The sequence below is a fragment of the Butyricimonas synergistica DSM 23225 genome, from assembly GCF_000379665.1.
In the GTDB taxonomy this organism is placed as follows: domain Bacteria; phylum Bacteroidota; class Bacteroidia; order Bacteroidales; family Marinifilaceae; genus Butyricimonas; species Butyricimonas synergistica.
In genome coordinates, this window is the sequence record NZ_KB903359.1 from 1,714,556 (window position 1) to 1,736,288 (window position 21,733).

General features: G+C 46.0%; 15 protein-coding genes and 2 tRNA genes. 4 read left to right on the forward strand and 13 right to left on the reverse strand.

Going from position 1 to position 21,733, the window contains the following annotated elements; all coding sequences use genetic code 11:
* The first annotated feature begins 35 nt into the window (after positions 1-35).
* Positions 36-977, forward strand: a complete 942-nt coding sequence (locus A3CY_RS0107500) for a DMT family transporter (protein ID WP_018337298.1) — start codon at positions 36-38, stop codon at positions 975-977.
* A gap of 127 nt (positions 978-1,104) precedes the next feature.
* Here A3CY_RS0107500 and A3CY_RS0107505 read toward each other — a convergent pair.
* The 7 genes from A3CY_RS0107505 to A3CY_RS0107535 all read right to left on the reverse strand — a co-directional run bounded on the left by A3CY_RS0107505 (position 1,105) and on the right by A3CY_RS0107535 (position 4,890).
* Positions 1,105-1,178 (reverse strand) — tRNA-Pro (locus A3CY_RS0107505).
* Between the two features lie 18 nt (positions 1,179-1,196).
* Positions 1,197-1,287 (reverse strand) — tRNA-Ser (locus A3CY_RS0107510).
* Between the two features lie 113 nt (positions 1,288-1,400).
* Complete coding sequence (locus A3CY_RS0107515; protein ID WP_155828212.1) at positions 1,401-1,859, reverse strand: hypothetical protein; 459 nt, start codon at positions 1,857-1,859, stop codon at positions 1,401-1,403.
* A 23-nt stretch (positions 1,860-1,882) separates the two neighbouring features.
* Positions 1,883-2,263, reverse strand: coding sequence for a hypothetical protein (locus tag A3CY_RS20480; protein ID WP_018337300.1), 381 nt, complete (start codon positions 2,261-2,263; stop codon positions 1,883-1,885).
* 26 nt (positions 2,264-2,289) lie between these two features.
* The gene (locus A3CY_RS0107525; RefSeq protein ID WP_240388131.1) at positions 2,290-2,850 is read right to left on the reverse strand and encodes an RNA polymerase sigma factor; all 561 of its coding nucleotides are present in this window, start codon (positions 2,848-2,850) and stop codon (positions 2,290-2,292) included.
* A 79-nt stretch (positions 2,851-2,929) separates the two neighbouring features.
* Positions 2,930-3,934, reverse strand: a complete 1,005-nt coding sequence (locus A3CY_RS0107530; protein WP_018337302.1) for a glycosyltransferase family 2 protein — start codon at positions 3,932-3,934, stop codon at positions 2,930-2,932.
* A gap of 86 nt (positions 3,935-4,020) precedes the next feature.
* Positions 4,021-4,890 (reverse strand): lysophospholipid acyltransferase family protein, encoded by an 870-nt coding sequence (locus tag A3CY_RS0107535; protein WP_018337303.1) that lies wholly within the window; start codon positions 4,888-4,890, stop codon positions 4,021-4,023.
* 145 nt (positions 4,891-5,035) lie between these two features.
* On the opposite strand from A3CY_RS0107535, the gene A3CY_RS0107540 reads away from it, so the two are divergent.
* The 3 genes from A3CY_RS0107540 to yidC all read left to right on the forward strand — a co-directional run bounded on the left by A3CY_RS0107540 (position 5,036) and on the right by yidC (position 10,596).
* A complete protein-coding gene (locus A3CY_RS0107540; RefSeq protein WP_018337304.1) occupies positions 5,036-6,895 on the forward strand; it encodes a DUF349 domain-containing protein in 1,860 nt (619 codons plus the stop codon).
* Positions 6,896-7,089: 194 nt separating this feature from the next.
* Complete coding sequence (locus A3CY_RS0107545; RefSeq protein WP_018337305.1) at positions 7,090-8,688, forward strand: CTP synthase; 1,599 nt, start codon at positions 7,090-7,092, stop codon at positions 8,686-8,688.
* A gap of 60 nt (positions 8,689-8,748) precedes the next feature.
* Entirely contained in the window at positions 8,749-10,596 is a 1,848-nt protein-coding gene (yidC, locus tag A3CY_RS0107550; RefSeq protein WP_026207423.1) for a membrane protein insertase YidC, read from the forward strand.
* A gap of 364 nt (positions 10,597-10,960) precedes the next feature.
* Here the strand turns inward: yidC and A3CY_RS0107555 are convergent, their stop codons facing one another.
* From A3CY_RS0107555 to A3CY_RS0107580, 6 genes are all read right to left on the reverse strand, one after another.
* On the reverse strand, positions 10,961-12,052 hold the full coding sequence (locus A3CY_RS0107555) for a redoxin domain-containing protein (protein WP_018337307.1): 1,092 nt from the start codon (positions 12,050-12,052) through the stop codon (positions 10,961-10,963).
* Positions 12,053-12,071: 19 nt separating this feature from the next.
* Positions 12,072-13,163 carry a TlpA disulfide reductase family protein gene (locus A3CY_RS0107560; protein ID WP_018337308.1) on the reverse strand — a complete coding sequence of 364 codons (1,092 nt, stop codon included), beginning with the start codon at positions 13,161-13,163 and terminating at the stop codon, positions 12,072-12,074.
* A gap of 80 nt (positions 13,164-13,243) precedes the next feature.
* Positions 13,244-14,869, reverse strand: a complete 1,626-nt coding sequence (locus A3CY_RS0107565) for a DUF4998 domain-containing protein (protein ID WP_169503582.1) — start codon at positions 14,867-14,869, stop codon at positions 13,244-13,246.
* 14 nt (positions 14,870-14,883) lie between these two features.
* The gene (locus A3CY_RS0107570; RefSeq protein WP_018337310.1) at positions 14,884-16,278 is read right to left on the reverse strand and encodes a DUF4959 domain-containing protein; all 1,395 of its coding nucleotides are present in this window, start codon (positions 16,276-16,278) and stop codon (positions 14,884-14,886) included.
* A 30-nt stretch (positions 16,279-16,308) separates the two neighbouring features.
* Positions 16,309-18,252, reverse strand: a complete 1,944-nt coding sequence (locus A3CY_RS0107575) for a RagB/SusD family nutrient uptake outer membrane protein (RefSeq protein WP_018337311.1) — start codon at positions 18,250-18,252, stop codon at positions 16,309-16,311.
* Positions 18,253-18,269: 17 nt separating this feature from the next.
* Positions 18,270-21,731 carry a TonB-dependent receptor gene (locus tag A3CY_RS0107580; protein ID WP_071595966.1) on the reverse strand — a complete coding sequence of 1,154 codons (3,462 nt, stop codon included), beginning with the start codon at positions 21,729-21,731 and terminating at the stop codon, positions 18,270-18,272.
* Positions 21,732-21,733: the final 2 nt, after the last annotated feature.

A 21,733-nucleotide genomic window follows, 5' to 3' on the forward strand; every position in this document is an offset into this window, starting at 1 on the left:
CAGAAAACACTAATTTTGCCGTAAATATCAGTGTTATGAATGTAAAAGCTAAAGGATACGCGTTGGGCGCAATTGCCGCCGCAACTTATGGCATGAACCCCTTGTTCGCTCTCCCCTTGTACGAGGCGGGAATGAATCCGGATTCGGTACTATTTTTCAGATACCTGTTCGCAATCCCGGTGCTGGGGATCATGCTCAAGGCGAGAGGGAGAAGTTTCAAGTTACAACGGAAAGAAATATTACCGCTCATCATCATGGGATTGCTGGTTGCACTATCCTCCCTTACCTTGTTTCAAAGCTACAATTACATGGAGGCGGGCATCGCCTCGACATTGTTATTCGTCTACCCGATCATGGTAGCATTAATTATGGCTTTTGTCTTCAAGGAAAAATTAACCATACAGACCATCCTGTGCATCGCACTGGCTTTAGGCGGGATCAGTATGCTCTATAAAGCCAGCGACGGAAGCACCCTCAACCTAACAGGTATCATCCTGGTTATGGTTTCGGCTCTCTCCTACGCAATTTATATTGTGAGCGTGAACCGACCGAGATTGAAAGACATCGCAACCCTTAAACTAACCTTCTATGTATTACTTTTCGGGTTATCGCTCTTTTTCGTTCGTATAAATTTCGGACAAAGCCTGCATATCGTCCACTCGTGGTACTTATGGGGAAACCTGATAGCACTAGCCGTTTTCCCGACCGCCATATCTTTCCTCTGCACCACCCAAGCGATCCAATACATCGGTTCCACCCCGACGGCTATCCTAGGAGCCCTAGAACCCTTGACCGCTGTCTTCTTCGGGGTTACGGTTTTCGGGGAATCCCTGACATTAAGGTTAAGCTGCGGCATATTAATGATCGTCCTGGCTGTAACCCTAATTATAGCGGGAAGCAATGTCACCACTTACCTGGTTCGTTTCAGGAAACTCTTCCCTAGGCTTCCGATCAGAAAAAAAACAAGATCAGTTTAAGTTTTGGTTGACGTATTGGTTGACGAATTTCAGATTAGTTTAACTCTCGGTTTAAACATTTGCTCAAATCCACCCAAAAATCACGACAATAAAAAAACAGCTACTTTCGTAACTGTCTCATTTTCTGTCGGGGTGACAGGATTCGAACCTGCGACCCTCTGCTCCCAAAGCAGATGCGCTACCGGACTGCGCTACGCCCCGAAACATCTGCAAAATTCGTGGCGGAGAGAGGGGGATTCGAACCCCCGGTACAGTAATCCCGTACGACAGTTTAGCAAACTGTTGGTTTCAGCCACTCACCCATCTCTCCAATTGCGCTGACAAAAGTAGTGCTTTTTATTGTTCTTGCAAGCTTTTTGGGCGTTTTTTTTTCTTTTTTTCAAGTAAAGTTGCTAACAAGCTATATCAGATACCCCGAACAGGCTATTTTTGTCCCGGTGCCGGCTTATTCTCCATCTTCTTCCATAGCTGGTGACGGAATTTTTGTTCAGCCTCGAACATCAACCAAACTTTCTTGGCGGGCAAAACTTTCAGCAATTTATCCGTGTATTCCTTTTTAATCGTCCACACGGTTTGCTCTGCATCCAGAACGGTTTTAAGATTCTTCTTCGCTTGTTCTTCCGTTACAACCGGGGTATCTTTCGCCTTTTTGCAAGTCAAATTACGAATCTTATCATTCTCAACCCGTAGTTTTTGTTGCATCTCGTTGTATAAAGGCCAGAACACAGCCGCTTCCTCGGGAGTCAATTCCATCTCTTGCGTGAAGAATGCTATTTTTTGGGCTTCAAACTCTTTACGTTTTTCTTCGCTCAATTTACCCGATTGTGCAAACAAGGAAAACGAAAGTCCTATCATCAATATAACTAAACCAACTTTTTTCATATATACTCTCTATACATTATATTCTACCTACGTTCCGCGTACAAAAAATCAGTCACGTCAGACTCCTGCGACAGGTACTCGATGATCTCCTCACGGGAAGGATCGAAATCCGTATCGAAAATACTCTCTTCCTCTTCTTGTACTGCCGGAGCCTTTTGCACCTTCTTCGCCAGCATTCTATTTTCATCTATCAAACGAGGCAATAAAAGTTGCACGATGACCATTGCGAACACGAATACCCCCGCTAACCCGAGATAAGGCTTTAATATCTGCAAAGTACTCGTACGTTTGGGCTTCCCGGCTTCCTTAACCCGTTCTATCACCCGATCCCCAAGTGACTCAAAATAACCGTCCGGTACGGTGAACGGGTTCTTTGATCTATATTTTTCGTCTAAATTATCCATATCATCCCTCTTTACATTCATTAAAATCAATCCAACGTAGACAAGGTATCCGAAATCTTCAAACTCTCCTCGATCTTCTTCACGGCATTGTGATACGTTGCCTTGAGAGTACCGACAGCCACATTCAACACCTCAGCTATATCATCATATTTCATATCGTCAAAGTACTTCATGTTAAAAACCAAACGTTGACGCTCCGGTAATTTCAGCACGGCTTTCTGCAATTCACGCTGAATAGAATCCCCGCAAAAAAAACTATCGCTCTCCAACTGGTTTTCCAGTACAGGAGTTATTTCCTGTGAATTCCCGTAGGTCTTCCGACGCTTCTCGTTCAAAAAGTTAATTGCCTCATTGGTCGCCACGCGGTACATCCACGTGAATAATTTCGCCTCATAACGAAATTCCTTCAAGCCCCGCCAAATCTTGACGAACGTATTCTGCAATACGTCATCACTATCATCATGGTCGATAACGATTTTCCGGATGTGCCAATAAAGCCGCTCGCTGTATTTATCTACCAGCGAACGAAAGGCTCTATCCTCCCCGTTATCTGAATGAAACAATTTCACTATGTCTTCATCGCTCATTTCCTTCATTCTAACTCCTGTTTTTTAAGGCTTTCTACATTAAGACAAGATTTTATGTCAAAGGTTTATTCGTGTTTTACTAAAATTTCAAATCCGAGAACTTCTTTTTTCCCCGCAGGAAGTAATCCAAGATAATACTACGCGGGTATATTCCCGCACGCGACCCAGCTTCTGACGGGACAGGGTATCCTTTCTTCATTTTCCGGAATGCCTTGTAAGCTTGTATGATGGATCGGGTATTGGAAAACTCGCCTTTCAGCAAGAAAAGCATTCCAGCCATACAATCGAACAACGAGCGGATGAAAAATACTTTCTCACGGGAAGCACCACCCAAATTCTTATGCAGCATCAGCAGATTATTGCGGTAATTCAAAAACAACTTCCGGGGATGGTTCATGGGCAGAGAGCCCCCTCCCAAGTGATACACTACTGACGAGGGAACTACTTTTAATATGTACCCGCTATTTTTCAAACGCCAACACAGGTCGATTTCTTCCATGTGTGCGAAAAAGACTTCGTCCAAACCGCCGGAAGCCATATATTGCTCCCGCCGGATACACAATGCCGCCCCGGTTGCCCAAAAAACTTCTTTTTCGTCGTCGTATTGCCCGGTGTCAAATTCCGTGGAATCCAGCACCCGACCGCGACAAAAAGGGAAGCCGAGATAATCAATAAATCCGCCGCTTGCCCCAGCATACTCGAATTTGCCTTTCTCCCGGTACGCCAATATTTTCGGCTGTACCGCCACCACTTGCCGATCCCGATCCAACGCATCGACTAACGGCTCCAACCACCCCGGGGCAACTTCCACGTCACTATTCAACAATACCACGTATTCCGCCTCGATCATCCCGATTGCCCGGTTGTATCCACCCGCGAAACCGAAGTTATCTTCAAACAGCACCCGTTCGACTCCCGCAAATTCCCGCTCCAAACATTCCCACGAGTTATCCGAGGAGTGATTGTCCACCACGATCACCCGTCCCAATTCCGGATTCGTGTTCCGGATCACCGAAGGCAGGAACTCCCGCAACAACTTCTCCCCGTTCCAATTCAATATAACAACCGCGACACGCTTATTCATTTCAGACTTAATGATTTTAATTTCCACGATTCCGGATCACGGAATCCTTTCACTCTAAATTCTAAATTTAAAACTCTAAATTTTTTTCAGTTTTCCCTCCTATGCTTCCATCTCTTGTGCGACCACAGCCAGTATTGCGGCTCTTCCCGGATAAAAGATTCCAGCAACCGGGTATGCTTCTCCGTCAGCACTCCCGGCTCCAACTCAGCCGGATGGGGGCACACGTCCACGAATTCCACCTCGTAATAACCGCGCTTCACTTTACGCATACGCACGGAAACAACCGGGATGTCATATTTCCTCGCTATCCTTTCCGTTCCGAGTAAAACAGGCGTATCCTGATTTAAAAAACGGGTCCAGAAATTAAGATTATGGACATTCGGGGTTTGATCCCCGATAAATCCGGCAAGAAACAAGCGTCCTTCCGAACGATAGCGGGCAATCACTCGCAACGTATCATCTTTAGCTACCAGCACGGCTCCGAACCGTGAACGTATTTCTTTCATCATCCGGTCGGTCATCTTATCCCGGATAGGTTTATACAGGGCTAAAAAGTCAGCATCATTCTCCCAAAGGCTATATGAAGACATCCATTCCCAGTTCCCGTAATGTCCCAGCACCCCGATCACGCTCCTCCCCTCGTCAAAATATTTCTGAGGCAATTCCGTATTCCGGAAAACGCAACGTTTCCGTATAGAAGCCTCGGACATATGCCACAACTTGTACAACTCGACAGTTAAATCAGCCATATGCTTATAATACTTCCGCTCGATGCCTACAATTTCCTTCAAACTTTTCTCCGGAAAAGAATTACAAAGATTCACCCGTACCACTCTCCGCCGGTAACGGAACACGTAATACAGCAAGACATAATTCATATCTGCCACAACATACAGCATCCTAAACGGCAAGAAACTGATTAACCAAATAAAAACATACAGTATATACGAAAACATAACCATTAATAATAAATGTCAAAGATACGTGCTTTACGACAGAAAACCAAAAAGAAGCCTTTCCCGTTTTTTTAGTTAAGATAAATTGGCAGTGTCAGAATAAATCACTATTTTCGTGAGTTGAATGCGTAAAACAGGTATAGCTATGGAGCAAGAAAACTTACAACAAGCCGAGGAGTTGCAAAATAACGAGCCACTTACCTCGGACACTTTAAATGATGAAACACAAAACGAAGTTTCAGTTCAGGGTCAACCTACACCTATCGAGAAAACCCCCGAAAAGGAAATTCCGGTATGGGATTTCTCTAGTTTTAACACGGATGAGATCATCTCTCACATGAAAGCTCTGCTCGATGACTTTCCTGTGCAACGCCTGAAGGTGCTGGATAACCTACCACAAGTTTTCGAAGCTCAACACCAGAAGGAATATGACAAAGCCCTAGCCGAATACACGAAAGACGGTAGTCCGGCAGAAACATTCGATTACCAGGACAATTCCAAAGAACGCTTTTATAGCGTGTACAGAATATACCGTGAAAAGAAAACGGAATTCTACAAGAAACTGGAAGGAGAGAAAGAACAAAACCTGAAGGACAAACTTCAAATCATAGAAGAACTCAAGGATTTGATCCAACACGAGGAATCTTTGAATAAAACGTACCAGGACTTCAAAAACCTGCAAGAAAGATGGCGAAATATAGGCATGGTTCCACAAGCACAAGCAAGCAACCTGCTGGAAACATATCACCATCACGTGGAAAACTTCTTCAACTACGTCAAGATCAATAAAGAATTGCGCGACCTTGACTTGAAGAAGAACTTGGACGCGAAAAACGCATTGATCGAACAGGCAACTGCTTTACTCGAGGACAACAATGTCGGCAATGCTTTCCGGCAATTGCAATCGCTCCATGCACAATGGAAAGAGATCGGTCCCGTTGCCAAAGAACATCAGGAAGAAGCATGGAACCGTTTCAAAGAAGTAACCGACAAAATCAACGAAGCCTATCACAAGTTCTTTGACACGCTTCGGGAAGAACAGGAAAACAACCTGAAATTAAAAGAAGAAATTTGCCGGAAGCTGGAAGAATATGCCGTTCTCAACATCGAGAAAGCCACTGATTGGAATACCGCTTCGGATGGCGTACTTGCACTTCAGGAAGAATGGAAACACGCCGGGACAATTCCGATCAAAGAAAGAAATCGCCTTTACAAACGCTATCGGGCAGCCTGTGACGCTTTCTTCAACAAAAAACGCCAGTTCTTCCAGGAAATCCAATCGATGCAAAGCCAGAACCTGGCAAAGAAAATAGCACTTTGCGAGAAGGTAGAAGCAATCAAAGAGAGTACCGAATGGCGTACAACCACATCCAAAATTATCGAATACCAACGGGAATGGAAGACAATCGGTCCCATCCCTAAAAAGATATCTAACAAAATATGGAATCGCTTCCGTTCGGCTTGCGACTATTTCTTTGACAGGAAATCCGAACTCATGAAGAACGTGAACTCCGACCAAGAAAAGAACCTTGAACTCAAGAGAGCTTTGATCGAAGAAACACGCAACTTCCAACTGACGGGGAACACGGACGAGGATATTGAAACCTTGAAAGCATTCCAAGCCCGCTGGGCAGAGATCGGATTTGTTCCTATCAAAGAGAAAGATGCAATCCAGACAGAGTTCAGGAAATTGATCAATACACATTTCGATCAGCTTGATATTGATGAGTTTGATAAAAACATCGAGAGATTCAAATCCAAGATCAACACGTTTGACAACAGCGACGACAAGGCTAGCAGGATCATTCAGGAAAGAGAGAAATTGGTAAACAAGATCAAACAACTGGAAGCAGACTTGCACGCTTGGGAGAACAACATCGGATTCTTCTCCAAATCAAACAAATCGGAGGGCTTGATTAAAGAATTTACCGTCAAGATCGAGAATGCCCGCCACAAACTATCTTTGATGCAGGAAAAACTGAAACTCATCGACAGCATGATTTGAGAAAAATAAACAATCATAAAAGAGGCGCTTCAAAAGTGCCTCTTTTTATGTTTGTATTATATTTTTTCTTACTTTTGTCGATAAGTTTCGACATACTTGGTCATTTTGCTTGTTATTCAATGAATATCAAACAGTTCAAGTATTTTCAAGCCTTTAGATGTAGAATGTAGAAACAATTATAAAATATTTATATCGTGTCAACAAAATATGTATTCGTTACGGGTGGGGTTGCCTCTTCTTTAGGAAAAGGAATCATAGCCTCCTCGTTAGCAAAACTCCTTCAATCACGAGGATATAGAGTTGCTAACCAGAAATTAGACCCGTATATTAATGTAGATCCCGGAACCTTGAATCCCTACGAACACGGGGAATGCTACGTGACCAATGACGGTGCGGAAACCGACCTTGACTTGGGGCATTACGAGAGATTCACGAACATCCCAACCTCTCAAGCCAACAATATCACGACCGGACGTATATACCAAAACGTAATCACAAGAGAACGGCGAGGTGATTATTTAGGCAAAACCGTACAGATCATCCCGCACATCACGGATGAGATCAAAAGAAATATAAAACTTCTCGGGAACACGGGAGATTATGACGTGGTAATCACCGAAATCGGGGGTACCGTGGGTGACATCGAATCATTACCGTTTATCGAAGCTGTTCGCCAATTACGCTGGGAACTGGGAGAAAAATCTGTTTTCATTCACCTGACCCTTGTACCTTACCTGACAGCCTCGGGAGAACTGAAGACAAAACCCACGCAGCACTCCGTGAAAGCCCTTTTGGAAAACGGGGTACAACCGGACATTATCGTGTTGCGCACGGAACACGAACTGGGATCTGATTTACGCAGAAAAGTTGCCTTGTTCTGTAATGTAGACCCGAAAGCAGTCATTCAATCCATTGACGTGGACACCATCTACAAAGTACCCATCAAAATGCGGGAAGAAAAGTTGGATGAAATCGTGCTTTCCCAATTAGGTCTGCCCTTGAAGCACGAACCGGATCTCGAATCTTGGGAACGTTTCTTGTACAAGTTCAAAAACTACAATCGCAAGGTAACCATTGCGCTCGTGGGAAAATACGTTGAATTGCATGATGCTTACAAATCCATCGTGGAATCATTCATCCATGCCGGGGCAGCTAACGACTGCAAGGTGAATATCAAGTGGGTACACAGCGCACATGATATTCATGTGGACAACATATGCGAATTATTCAAAGATGTCGACGGTATTCTAGTCGCACCCGGATTCGGACAACGCGGTATAGAAGGCAAACTTCTGGCTATCGAATATGCCCGTACCAACAATATCCCGTTCCTCGGGATTTGCCTGGGAATGCAAATGGCAGTTATCGAATACGCCCGCAACGTGATGCACCTGGAAGGAGCCGACTCCACGGAAATGACCCCGAAAACCAAATATCCCGTGATAGACTTGATGGAATCGCAAAAAGAAATAACCGACAAGGGAGGCACCATGCGTCTGGGTGCTTACAAGTGCGTGTTGAAAGAGGGGTCCAAAGCGATGGAGGCATACGGCACGCAAGAAATCGAAGAAAGACACCGCCATCGTTACGAATTCAACGGAAAATACACCGATCAATTCGAGATAGCCGGTATGGTCACGACAGGAGTAAACCCGGAAACAGGCTTAACTGAAATCGTGGAAATCCCGAAACACAAGTGGTTCGTGGGGACGCAATTCCACCCGGAATACAAGAGTACGGTAACCAACCCGCACCCCTTGTTCGTGGCATTCGTGAAAGCGTGCTTATCGTAACAGCTAAAAACATTGCAAACGCAATTTAAAATTTAAAATCATAACATTTAAAATCAGTATATGGATAAAAATACAATAACCGGTTTAGTTGTTATCGCGCTAATGATAATCGGCTATTCTTATTTCATGAGCCCATCGAAGGAGGAAATTCGGGAAATACACCGTCGTGACTCCATTGCACGGGTGGAAGCTCAAAGAGCTGCTGCACTGGAAAAAGAAAGACAAGCTGATTTTGCTTCCCAACAGCAAGAGGCAACGACCCAAGCCACGGCGAGTATCTTCAAACAGGACTCTCTGGCTGTCGTGGAAGAATATACCCTGGAAAACGATAAAATCAAATTACATATCAACACGAAAGGTGGTCGTATTGACTACGTGGATTTGAAAGGATACCGGACTCACGATTCCCTCCCGCTTGTATTATGGAAAGAGAACAAAAGTGCCATGGGAATGAACTTCTACGCCAAGAACAGGCAAATCAACACGGAAGACCTAGTCTTCATGCCCAATACAAACCAGAAAAACCTGATTGCCTCGAATTCCGAACAAGTGCTCACCATGCGTGCTTACGTGGATGAAGACAAATACCTTGAATTCGAGTATAGGCTGGCACCTGATTCCTATATGGTTGATTTTAATATCAACACGTATAACCTGAATGATATCATTGCTTCTAACACGAATTTCCTGACCTTATATTGGAAAGTGGATATGCCGCAGTTGGAAAAGAGCCGTGATTTCGAGAGCCGTTACACGGGAGTTTACTACAACTTCTCGAATAACGACGTGGAACATTTGTCCCTTACCGGAGATGAGAAAGCAGACTTGGCTACAAGCGTGAAATGGATTGCCTTCAAGCAGCAATTCTTCTCTTCCATACTTATTGCTGGCGAATCGTTCCCCAATGTACAAGTTTCCAATACCACAAACAATACCCCGGGATTCTTGAAAAACGCTGAAGCTGAAATATCACTCGCCTACACGGGTAAAGCCATCGAGAAATACGATATGCGTTTCTTCTTCGGTCCGAACTCCTACCCGGTATTAAGAGAATACGGGAAAGACATCGAACTTCCACAATTGATCAATCTGGGATGGAAATGGATTGCATGGTTCAACCGCTACGTGGTAATCCCGATCTTCAACTTCCTGGAAACACACGTGACCTTGAACTACGGGTTAATCATCTTCTTGTTGACCTTAATCATCAAGCTGGTACTCTTCCCGTTGACCTATAAATCCTATATGTCGCAGGCGAAGATGCGGGTGCTCAAACCACAGATTGACGAGATCAACAAAAAGATACCCGCCGACAAAGCCATGGAACGCCAACAAGCAGTCATGAAACTGTACAAAAAAGCGGGAGTCAACCCCATGGGAGGCTGTTTGCCGATGTTATTGCAAATGCCGATCCTGATCGCCCTCTTCTACTTCTTCCCCGGTGCCATCGAATTGCGCCAGAAGAGTTTCTTGTGGGCTACCGACCTTGCGTCGTATGACTCGATCGCCACGTTGCCATTCACTATCCCGTTCTACGGCAACCACGTCAGCTTATTCTGTTTGTTGATGACAATCACCAACATCCTGTACATGTGGTACAATAGTAAGAACCAACCGCAAAATGACCAGATGAAAGGTATGCAAGTCATGATGTACATCATGCCTGTCATGTTCCTGTTCATCTTCAACAGCTACTCATCCGGTTTAAGTTACTACTATTTCATCGCAACCTTGATTACCATCGTTCAAACTTGGGCTATCCGGAAATTCGTCAATGACGAGAAACTATTGAAACAAATAGAACTCGCTAAAACGAAACCCGTGAAGAAATCCAAATTCCAACAAAGACTGGAAGAGATGCAACGAATGCAAGAACAACGCATGAAACAGATGCCGAAAAAGAAATAAATAAAAAAAGTCGCTTAAAAGCGACTTTTTTTTATTTACCATTATGCCAAAGTTTATATGCTCGTGGCGTGAATGAATAAATTTTGTCGGGGAAAAGCCCCGGAAAAGAAAAGAACAGGTCTCGCGGATTAAATACCTTTTCACCAACATTCGAACAACAACAATACCCACGGTTGCTATTCAAATGTTGTGTAAATGTTGCACTGGAGTTGTAGCCTGTTCTCGACTCATCTTCTCCAAATTCTCAGCTAATTTTTTTCAATAAAGGAAAGAGAAATCATGAAATATCCACCAACGGGCATAAACACCGAAAAAAAGGAGGTGTGTCAACACACACACCTCCCATACACGCACCTAAACACTACTATTTTCTCTTACTCTCCTTGACAAGAGTGGAAATAGCATTCCGAAGATCTTTCCCGAGAAGTCCCTTGGCAACAATCTTATGTTCGCTATCAACGAGAACCGTGTAAGGCAAAGTAGTGCTCACCATGTACGCCTTGGCTACAGAAGAATTCCGCCCTTGCAGATCACTCACGTTAGACCAAATCAAGCCGTCTTGCTCAATCGCCCTGTCCCAGGCGAAGCGGTTCGTGTCAAGTGAAAAACTGATAATCTCGAAGCCTTTCGGGCGGAATTGCTGGTAAAGGCGGATAAAGTCAGGGTTTGCCTGCCGGCAAGCAACGTTTTCCGATTCCCAGAAAACCAGCAATTTTATCTTGGCGGGAACATTATACAACGAGATCGACTCCCCGTTCGGACGATTCGCCGTGAAATTCGGGGCAACATGACCGATGGTCAACGAGGCAAAACGTTCCAAGATGGAAGCAATTTGTTTCCCCGGCACGGAATTCTTGGCGTTGTCACCCAAGAGATTGTACTTGGCACGCAATCCCTCCTCGGTTTCATTGAATGCACCCAGGGCAATAACGTACGCCGTGGCATAAGCATCGGGGTTCGCCTTGATTAATCCCTCGGTCTTGTTCACGGAAGCCCGATAAGCGTTGTCTACGCGCTTTTGGAGGGCATCCATGTCCGCTCCCGGGCGCATGGATTCCTCCTGGATAGCAACCTGCTCGGCGGCATACTCTTGGGCAATCCGGTTGTAAGCGGCAAACAACTCCTGCTGTTTCCCCCCTTGAATCAACGCCCCGGACGGCGTTATATTAACCATAACATTGGTCGATTCCACGATAAGGGGCAGCATGAACGCCCCCTTTGCCGTGGTCAAATACCCTCCCACCGGGGCTTTCAATTCCCCGGTAAGTACAAACACACCATTTTTCGATGTTGTTGTTGCCAATGTATCCATCCGCTCTCCGTCATTTTGCACGAACATCAGCAGATCATCCTGCATACCGCTGATTTTCCCGCTAATCTGGTACTTCCCTTGCGCTTTCACTGTAACCGTATGCACGAGAACGGATAAAACGATAAATAGTATTCCTTTTTTCATGTTATTTATCAGTGAAGAATTATTTTTCTAATAACTCGGCTATCTTTTTTTCCAACTCCTTCCCTCTTAGATTTTTAGCTACAATACAATTATTCTCGTCCAAAAGGAAAGTACTGGGTATGCCCCGCACGAGATAAAGGGCAGCGATCGAAGAACGCCATCCTTGAAGGTCAGAAATGTTAATCCAGGTCATGTGACTCTCTTTCATCGCTCTCTCCCAATCCTCCTTTTTCTCGTCCAATGAAACCCCGATAATTTCCAATCCCTTGTCATGGTACTTCTTGTAAACCTTGCACACGTTCGGTATCTCCGCCCGGCAAGGACCGCACCACGATGCCCAAAAATCCACCAGTTTCAATTTGCCCTTGGTCTGATACAAAGACACGGAATCTCCCTCAACGGTTACCCCGCTGAAATCCGGAGCCACGGAGCCGACTTCTACCCGTTCGAGCAATTCTATTTGCCGGGCAATTTTCATCCCGAAAGGACATTGTTTAGCATCATCTCCCAACCCCTCGTACATTTCCACTAATGAAGCGTAATCCATCTGTTCCATACCTGATGCAATCACGAAGGCGGTGACTGGAGAATCCTTATACGTGTCCATCAATGCTTTTTGCTTGGCACCCTGTTCCTCCATCACTTTTTCAAATTGCTGCTGCAAGGCTTGCATTTTCACTTGATCCCGAGATGCGTAAGCCGCTCGAGCCTCTTGTCTCATTTTCATCTGTTCCCTCGAGATGGTTTGCTCTATTCGCTCGAATTCATTCAATATTCTTTGTGCCTCACCACCCCCTTTTACCTCGATACCGGTTTCTCCGGCAACAATCGTGTAGCCCATGTTTTCGAGAATCAAAGTGGCTATCGGTTGTTGTTTTTCGGTCAGCACGTATGCGGGCATGGTTTTCTCCACCTTACCCGTGAATTCAAAACTCCCATTCTCCATCATGGCTTCTCCCAGAACCTGCGGACCTTCCACATCAATCCCCATCAACACGAGTTTCCCTCCCAGGGTTCCACCCAACGCACCTTTAACCGTGAAACCTTCTTGGGCGTAACCGCATGTAGTCATTCCCACGATTACCGTCAATATGAACAAAATCTGTTTCATAAATATCTTTTACTTGTTAAATGTAAATAGACGGGTCGGAAAGAATGATCTCCCCCCGACCCTCTATCTGATTCAAAATTTTAATAAGGCATAAAATCTCCTAAACGTAAGCTAAATAGAGACGTACCGTCATTCGTTTTATCCACGTAGCGGTTTGCCATCGTCAAGCGGATATGGCGAACAGCTCTGGATTGCAACTCCTCCGGTATCTGGATAAAGGTAATTTCTCCCATGGCATTTCCGATGGTGATTCCACCACTCTCGTAAGTTGCCGGCTTCCACTCGTAACCATTCTCGGAAACCTCAATCTGTATCGAGGACAACAAATAAACTAAATCCTTGGTCGTACCGGGATAAGGCTGTTGTACCTTGAAGCCGTGCAACGTTTTAGCTTCTTTCATATCTATCTTGACTTCAAAAACAGAAGCCCCCACGGTTCGTCCCGGTTCAAAAGAGGTAGCGGCATCTCCGTCCAACAACCAACCGGCTCCGTCTTTATTATCATTGTAAAGTTCATCGGAACAAGTGGCTGACCAACCGTCCGTTTCCAGTAACTCCACTTGAGGCATCAAGTCCAAATTGGAACCCGCAGGTACTTGGATCAAATCCGGGGATATTTTCCCATCCCTTTCCAGAATTTTCTTGGTGTATGCATCGAAATAATGGTTATTATAGCATTCCACGGTAAATTCCGGGCGGGTATCTTTCAAGAACTGCAAAGTCATCAACCCCTTGTACGTATCCGTCTTACTCAAATTCTCGTCTGCGTGATCCGCCATCATGAACCGATTTTTACCCAAAACTACCTTTTTCAAATTCGGTAAATACAACAAATCCTGGAAGGTAGTCATATTGTAATCAAATTCCACCGTTTCAAGGTCGCTCAACACATCCGATGTTTCCCACTGGGGTCCGAAATTCTTGGTCAACCACCCCATGAATGAGGCGAACATGGAATGTTCATCCAAAGACAATTCTTCCGGTACGAAAGTAATCTCGTCTATGCATTCAGGAAGACGCCCCTTCCTCTTCACGGTCATCGGTTTCGTGAAATCAATGCCGAGTCCCTCTTCCACGGGAATCAGTTGCATATAATTCCTCTCCCCGTTACTTAGAGACTCGTGCATCCCTTTCTGGATGTCCCACTCGTGTTCTTTTCCATCCGTTCCCCAGAAATGGAATATCATCTTTTCCAAATATTCGCTATCCTCATCCAGCACGACCGCCAATTTATCACCCAGGGGATAAAAATTTGTAATTCCCCGGCTAAACGAACGCAATCCCTCGTGTTCTACCGTATAAGGACGCACGAATCGAGTTTCCACGATGGACTCCATACTAGTATCGGCTGTCACGTTACTTACCGTCACCGAGTAAAGAGCGTCTTGCAGATTCTCCAAGTAGACGGTATCCAGCAAATCACTCTCGGAAGTAACGGCTTTCCGTTCCAAGAATTGTACGAAAGGCCGATTTTCCTTCTCCGATTGCCAGGTAATTTTCGTGTATTTAACGGCGGCATCGGTATTGTTTTCCCAAATCACCCGTATCCGGTTCCAGCCGGGGTGCATCTCCACGTTCATGCACTTTCCCAAATAACGGATACGACCGTCACCCGTGAACTCGTCGTATGTATCCTCCAAGTCCTCGCATCCCACGACCACCCAAGTCGCGAGCAAGCAAATTATATAGTACAATTTATTTTTCATAACACGTCTTTCTGTCATTTATTTTCCTCTTTCACGCATACTTCCAACTCGTTAATCGTAATATATTGGCGAATGTTCTTTGCCGACCCCCACCTTCCGATAAATGAATCTTCCACAATCATTATCAAATACCGGTATTTTTCACCGGAATAATTGCACAACATGTGCAACACGACCGGATCGGCGGCTTCGATCTCTTTCTTCGTTTTATTTTTCCAACTGCCTGAGTATCCCCAAATGTTGATATTTTCACTAGAATACTCGTCCGTGAGATGGGCCCAGGATTCCGTAAATTCTTTTCCCGAATTCACATCATGCAAAAGCGTACAAGAGCTTAACGATACCGTTTTGGGATCCTCGTTCGTCCCGTAAATCTTCACTTTCGATGGCAATCGCGAAGCATAACTGCCATCCCACAATTCAACCAAATATGGGTCATCTATCCATTGGTATGCATACTTGCCTTTATAATACAAAAAAGCATACAAATTTATTGCAGCTGGCACTTTAGGTTCCCTCAAATCCACGATAAAACGGTTCTGCTCGGGCTCTTCCGCATCCCAAAAGGCTTCCGGTCCAGCCATAAAAGTCGAATACTTTTCTGCATCTCCATTTCGAAGATTAGTCCAGTAGTTAACCCCTTGCTTATCCCCATCCGAGAGATATTGCATCCCAAACTGGTACTCTTCATTCTCCACGATGGTTCCCGTGAATTGCAAATCGAAATCGATCCCTCGTAAAGTATCCATACTCAAGCAAGGCAACTTTTCAATAATCCGTTGTTTCACGAATTTACCGCTATATGAATCGGTTCTCACGACCACATCCACGAAATCCATACTTTGTTGCAGCACAAAATTCAACGTATCCCCTCCTTCGGAAATCGGAATGCTGGACACCAAAATGGAATCCGGCTCATGCTTCAGGGGATTGGTCCCGATGTAAAACACGTGAATCATCCCGTTCACCATATATGGAGCATCGTAAATCACGTTAAATCCTCCCCAGTATGGATTTACGACCAACTCGTCAAAAACGGCAACCGTGGCGGATTTCTCCGTACTGAAAGTCACCTCCATCGGTTCGGATTCCTCCATATCCCGGTTGAAAAAAGTAACCTGCGCCGGCACAGCAGCTTGCGCTTCCGTGAATCCGTCCAGAACAAGCGAATCGGACAGGTAAGTAGCATTTTTTACTTGCTTTTCGCCCCAGGCATCGGTATAGCGCACCTGCACACCGAAAATATCCTTCTGGTCCGGCAAATAGTAACGCATCACAGCCCCTCCCGGGATGGGTTTGAACTTGATATCCCGGAATTCGGTGGGAACGCCAAAACGCGAATCGTCATCGTCGTTACAAGCTCCCAGGCAAGCCATCATCAAGAATGCAAAAAATAATTTTCGTATCATCATGTTACATTTTTACTTTGTTTATCAACATTACCAACCTAAATTTTGTCTGCAACCGGAAATCAGCACCTCCTCGCTCCGGATAGGCCAGAAATAATCCCGCGGGGCAACAAATTTATTATCCGATTTCACCACGATGGGGCGCCCGCCATTATAAAATTTTTGAGCCGTGTTGCCGGCTACGTTCCAACCGTACAATTTATCGTTCAACTCCATCGGGGCCGTTTTCCACCGACGGACATTCCAGAAACGATAGCCCTCGAAGGCAAACTCAATATTCCACTCCCGCTGAATGATCTCCCGCAGACCGTCTTGTCGTTTGTATTTGCCTTTATCTCTTGCCATTTCCCAAGATTCCTCCACGTCCGGGATTCCGGCACGTTTACGAACAACATTCAAGTTGTCGTAAGCATTCTTGCCCGGTCCCTCGTATTCGTTCCACGCTTCCGCGGCTATTAAATACAACTCGGCAACACGCATCATCGGGAAAGGACTTTCACCCAAAGCTGCGACGCCACTTTTATAATTAAACAAATCGGCTTTGGAGGAACTCCATTTCTTGATCCAGTAACCGCTTAAGTTCTCGGGCACGAGTGAAGTCAACCGTTTGGATTTTAACCCAAAATCTTCCCCTTGGTAGGCGGTCACTTTATAGTTCTGGTTATCTCTTGCTCCCAAACGCCAATAACAACGGTCTGCCGCGATGGAGGCATAAAAACGGGGTTCCCGTTTCGTGTGCAATAACAAAATGTCCTCGTTCAACGCCACCACATCCGTGTAAGCGGGATCCGATTCTTGGGTCAAGGAATACCAGTTGCTCGAATAAGTGGGGTCTTGCTCCAAGGGCAAACCATTCGCCGTATAGAACATCTCAACCATCTTCAAACTCGGGCTGATTACCGTTCCACTCAAACGATGATTGGGGTCTGAATTCAAATTAGGCAATGTCCAACTCCACATGGAATTGCTTTCTCCTCCCCAATTTTTCACCATCCACAACACCTCATCACTGGTAAAATTATAGGTCGCGATAGAATTTTCAACATTCAGCATGTGGGTCTGTAAATCCGTCTTTCCCGCCAAATTATCCACAAGATGCTTGTTTCCTTGCCGGCAAGCTGCAATGGCCTCTTCCGCGGCTTCCGCAGCACGTTTCCATTTCTCCTTGTCCACCGTTGCACTAAAAAGCGGTTTCCCGTTTTTGTTGGTAAACGCCGCGTAATCCGGATTCCCGTTAAAAAGCGGGGAGGCTTGGTAAAGCAACGCCCGCGCCTTCAACGCCAACGCCGCCTCTTTACTAAAATAAGCATGGAGATCATTTTCCTGCTCATTAAAAGAAGGCAAAACCTGCGCCGCCTCGTCACAAAGCCGCACCACGGAAGCGAAACAAGAATCCACATGGCTGCGGGGTTGTTTCAGCACATCAATGCTTGCATTCGGGTCGATATTATCGTCCATAAGCACAATGGGACCGTAATGGCGGATCAATTCAAAATAATAATACGCTTTAACGGCTTGCACTTCGGCTTTCCACTCCGCTTTCTCCTTGCGGTCCATGTTATACACCTGGTCTATTTTGCTGATAAAAATATTACATAGATTAATTGCCGTGTAATAATCCGAACGCCCTTCTCCTTGGCTATTAATCTCTTTTGCAATCCACCTGTCGGCATAAGGATTCACCGAATTTTGCAGGCCGGTCGCGATGTATATGCCCGGAAACTCGCCAGTATCAAACAGGTAGGAACCATACACCGTCTCGTCACAACCGACAACAAATTCATTTTTCTCCACGCAGGCAACAGCTCTCTGTAAAAACGTGTAACAACTTCTTAACCAAAACTGTGCATCACCCCGTGTTTCAAAGTCCGTATCTATCGTTGTCATATCCTCCTCGGGAACAATATCCAGCCAGCTATCGCAACCGGTAAACAAGAACAAAGACAACAATACACTTACTATTTGTTTTCTCATCTTATTATCGTATTTATTTAAAAACTAACATTAACACCCACCGCATAGGTCTTCTGTATCGGGTAATTGAATCCGTTTTCACCCAATTCCACATCCCACAAGTCGAAATTGGAAATCACGAACGGATTGTTCGCCCGCACGAAAAACTTCACGTTCTGCAACCGCAATTTGGTTTTCAGATTCACCGGCAGGTTGTACGCCAACTCCAAAGAAGTACACCGCAAAAAACTGCACTCCCGCATGAAATAGGTCGACTTGCGGGTTTCCACGCTTTTGGCATCCACACCCCATCCCTCCTGCGGGTTGTTCACGGAAATATCCTGCGTGGAGAGGCGGGGCCAGAAGGGGCGATCCGCCATATTCTCCTGGGTCCAGTGGCTATCGTAAATCTTCTTCAACATGGCATGGTCATTCGTGAACGGCGAGAGCGCACTCGGGTTCATAAAGAATCCCCGGTTTCCGGAACCCTGGAAAGCAAAGTTGAATTCCCAGTTCTTGTAATTGATGAAACCGCTAAACCCGTAAACAATCCGCGGGGTTTCCGGGAAACCGATGTGCACGGCGTCCTCCACGTCGATGGAGCCGTCCCCGTTCACGTCCCGGTAACGGATATCCCCTGGGTGGGCTCCCGGTTGGTCGGGCGCATTGTCGATCTCTGCCTGGTCATGGAACAACCCTTCCGCAATATAACCGATCTGCTGCGACAGTTCGTGACCTTTTTTCCACTGGTAACGCGGTTTGTCCGTGGCCTCTTCCAACTCTTTATAAACAGCTTTGTTGTAGGTGAACGTTCCATTCAAAATCACCCAGAAATCCGGGGAGAACGAATGCTGTATTTTAGCCGCCAAATCGATTCCCCGGGCACGCACCTTACCCATGTTGTCCAAAGGAGCGATCTCGATACCCATACTCGCCGGGATCACCGTGCGGCGTTCGATGATATTGTGCCGGATCTCCTGGTACATATCCACGTTCAACTCCAACAAATCCTTGAAGAAACGGGTTTCCAGCCCCAAGTTGATTTGCTCGGAGATCTCCCACTTCACGTCCGGGTCCCCGTAATTCACGATTTGCTTACGGCTAAACGATTGATTGATTCCGGGTTCCGGGAAAGGACCGGCACCAATACCGGTATCTCCAATCTGTGGCATATAGACAAAACGGGGCGTTGCGATGATACCGTCGTTCCCGACTTTTCCCCAGGATGCCCGCAATTTCAGGAATGATACTTGCTGGCTGACTCCCTGCATGAAATTCTCTTTCGAGATCACCCAAGCTCCACCCACGGAAGGGAAAAATCCCATGCGGTTGTTCTTGGTGAACCGCTCGGAACCGTTATACCCGAAACTGCTCTCTAAGAAGTAACGGTCCTTGAATCCGTAACTACCGCGCATGGAGAACGAAAGATTACGATGCTCGATACTGGAGAACAAATCTTTATTCGGAGTAGAACTGGATTGCATCGCTTGGAACACGGCGATCAACGAAGTCTGGTGATCCGCCCAAGCAGCCGTGTGCTGCAAACGCCCCTCGTACACCCATTTCGACGTGGTGGACGCATTACTATTCTGAAGTTCCACAGTCCTTCGACCAGTCCTACTTCCTGGAGTCGCCACCAAAGTATGCTCTCCCGTTTCGAAATTGTAAGCTCCTCCATCGACATCAAGATAATAGTAAAAGGGCATGGTCGAATACGACGTTTCTTCATTAGAAGTTTTAGAGTAAGACACGCTTGCCCGCAATTCCAATCCCCTGAGCAAAGATGACAGATTGTGAATATATTCGGCACGGGAGGTAAGGGAAAAACGTCCGCGGTCTTTATACCCCTGCTGTACCAAGGCGTAAGGGTTAGCAACATCTTGTCCGGGGCTCAACCCGAAACGCAAGTGCGGCCAACTGGTCGCTTTGTCTGCCGGGTACATGGGAGCGAAATTCACCGGTGAAGCATTAAACGCCAAAGAGTAAGCAGCAGTCACATCCTGCGCCGGCCCGTGATACTGGTCCACGTTAAAGGAGGTGTTTACCAACAATTGTATTCCGGCATTTAAATTCACGTTCAAATTGATACGGGAAGCGACCGTGGAATTGCTGATGTTCACGTCGAACTGGTTCAACCGGTCCGTTTTCAACATACCGGAATCGTACGTGTAGTTCACGGAAGCATAATACTGCATCACGTTGGAACCACCCCGCACATTGATACCCGCACGATGATTCACGGAAAAGTTCTTGAACAGGATATCATACCAATCATTGGCAGGATACACCCAAGACGGGTAACGGGGATCGCCCGTACGCTCGATTTTCGTCAGGGAATAGGCAGGGCTAGCCTTCGGGTTACGGCTCAACAACGCCTCGTTGTACATTCGCATATACGTTTGCGGGTCAACGACATCGATATTATCGGTGGGCATGGACCACACCGCCTCGTAACGCACGGAGGTGTAAACGCTTCCAGCTTCACCTTTCTTCGTGGTAACGAGGATGACCCCGTTGGCACCGCGGGCTCCGTACATGGCGGTAGCGGAAGCATCTTTCAAGACGGAAAAGCTCTCGATGTCCTCGGGTGCCATACGAGCCAAGTCCAAACGGGAAGATTCCACCCCGTCGATCAACACCAAAGGCTCCGAAACACCGCTGGAAGAACTGATACCCCGGATATAGAATTTCGTGTTCATCTCTTCCTCGGTCAACGCCCCGGGTAGTCCGCCGGTTTGCCAACCGATGATACCGGCGATCTTACCGGTTAACTGGGAAGTAAGGTCGGAACTGGATGATTTCAAATCCATCGGGCGGATCGTGGTGATTGCAGACACCACGCTTTCCTTCTTCTGGGCTCCGAACGCCACGACTTGCACCTCCTCGATATTCTCGGAAGTCGGTTGCAGGGTAACGTTCATGATGGTCTTTCCCTTTAAAGGAATGGTTTCTTTCTTGTAACCGATAAAAGAAACTTCAATCACGCCATCCGGAACCATCCGCAAGGTATAACGTCCGTCAGCATCCGTAGCCACCCCCTGCGAAGTCCCGTAAACAACAATAGTAGCACCCGCGATGGGTTCCCCTTTTTCATCCACGACCTTTCCCTTAACCTCTACAAGGTTCACCTCTTTCGTTTCTTTCTTCTTGGATAAAACGATAAATTCTTTCTCGAAAGCATAAGCCAAACCTGTCCCCTCCAACACCTTATCCATAACTGCATTCAAAGTTGCAGCCTTGAAATCCACCTTCAGGCGGCGCCCCACGTCGAGGCGTTCATTATTGTACACCACGGTGTAATTCGCCTGCTTTTTGATTTCGGCAAATATTTCCTTCACGGAATATTCACCCGAAAGCGTTATTGTTTTCTTTACCTCTTGGGCATGCGCCATCAATCCGGCAAAGAAAACGAACAACAATAAAAGGCTTGACCTCATCACCAAGCAACTTTTTTCCAACTTGTCGCGCACGACAAGCAACATTTTTCGTTTTTTATTCATAA

Bases quoted from the DNA above. Each gene is read 5' to 3' on its own strand.
- A3CY_RS0107500 (WP_018337298.1), top strand. From the start codon at position 36: ATGAATGTAAAAGCTAAAGGATACGCGTTGGGCGCAATTGCCGCCGCA.
- A3CY_RS0107515 (WP_155828212.1), bottom strand. From the start codon at position 1,859: ATGAAAAAAGTTGGTTTAGTTATATTGATGATAGGACTTTCGTTTTCC.
- A3CY_RS20480 (WP_018337300.1), bottom strand. From the start codon at position 2,263: ATGGATAATTTAGACGAAAAATATAGATCAAAGAACCCGTTCACCGTA.
- A3CY_RS0107525 (WP_240388131.1), bottom strand. From the start codon at position 2,850: ATGAGCGATGAAGACATAGTGAAATTGTTTCATTCAGATAACGGGGAG.
- A3CY_RS0107530 (WP_018337302.1), bottom strand. From the start codon at position 3,934: ATGAATAAGCGTGTCGCGGTTGTTATATTGAATTGGAACGGGGAGAAG.
- A3CY_RS0107535 (WP_018337303.1), bottom strand. From the start codon at position 4,890: ATGTTTTCGTATATACTGTATGTTTTTATTTGGTTAATCAGTTTCTTG.
- A3CY_RS0107540 (WP_018337304.1), top strand. From the start codon at position 5,036: ATGGAGCAAGAAAACTTACAACAAGCCGAGGAGTTGCAAAATAACGAG.
- yidC (WP_026207423.1), top strand. From the start codon at position 8,749: ATGGATAAAAATACAATAACCGGTTTAGTTGTTATCGCGCTAATGATA.
- A3CY_RS0107555 (WP_018337307.1), bottom strand. From the start codon at position 12,052: ATGAAAAAAGGAATACTATTTATCGTTTTATCCGTTCTCGTGCATACG.
- A3CY_RS0107560 (WP_018337308.1), bottom strand. From the start codon at position 13,163: ATGAAACAGATTTTGTTCATATTGACGGTAATCGTGGGAATGACTACA.
- A3CY_RS0107565 (WP_169503582.1), bottom strand. From the start codon at position 14,869: ATGAAAAATAAATTGTACTATATAATTTGCTTGCTCGCGACTTGGGTG.
- A3CY_RS0107570 (WP_018337310.1), bottom strand. From the start codon at position 16,278: ATGATACGAAAATTATTTTTTGCATTCTTGATGATGGCTTGCCTGGGA.
- A3CY_RS0107575 (WP_018337311.1), bottom strand. From the start codon at position 18,252: ATGAGAAAACAAATAGTAAGTGTATTGTTGTCTTTGTTCTTGTTTACC.
- A3CY_RS0107580 (WP_071595966.1), bottom strand. From the start codon at position 21,731: ATGAATAAAAAACGAAAAATGTTGCTTGTCGTGCGCGACAAGTTGGAA.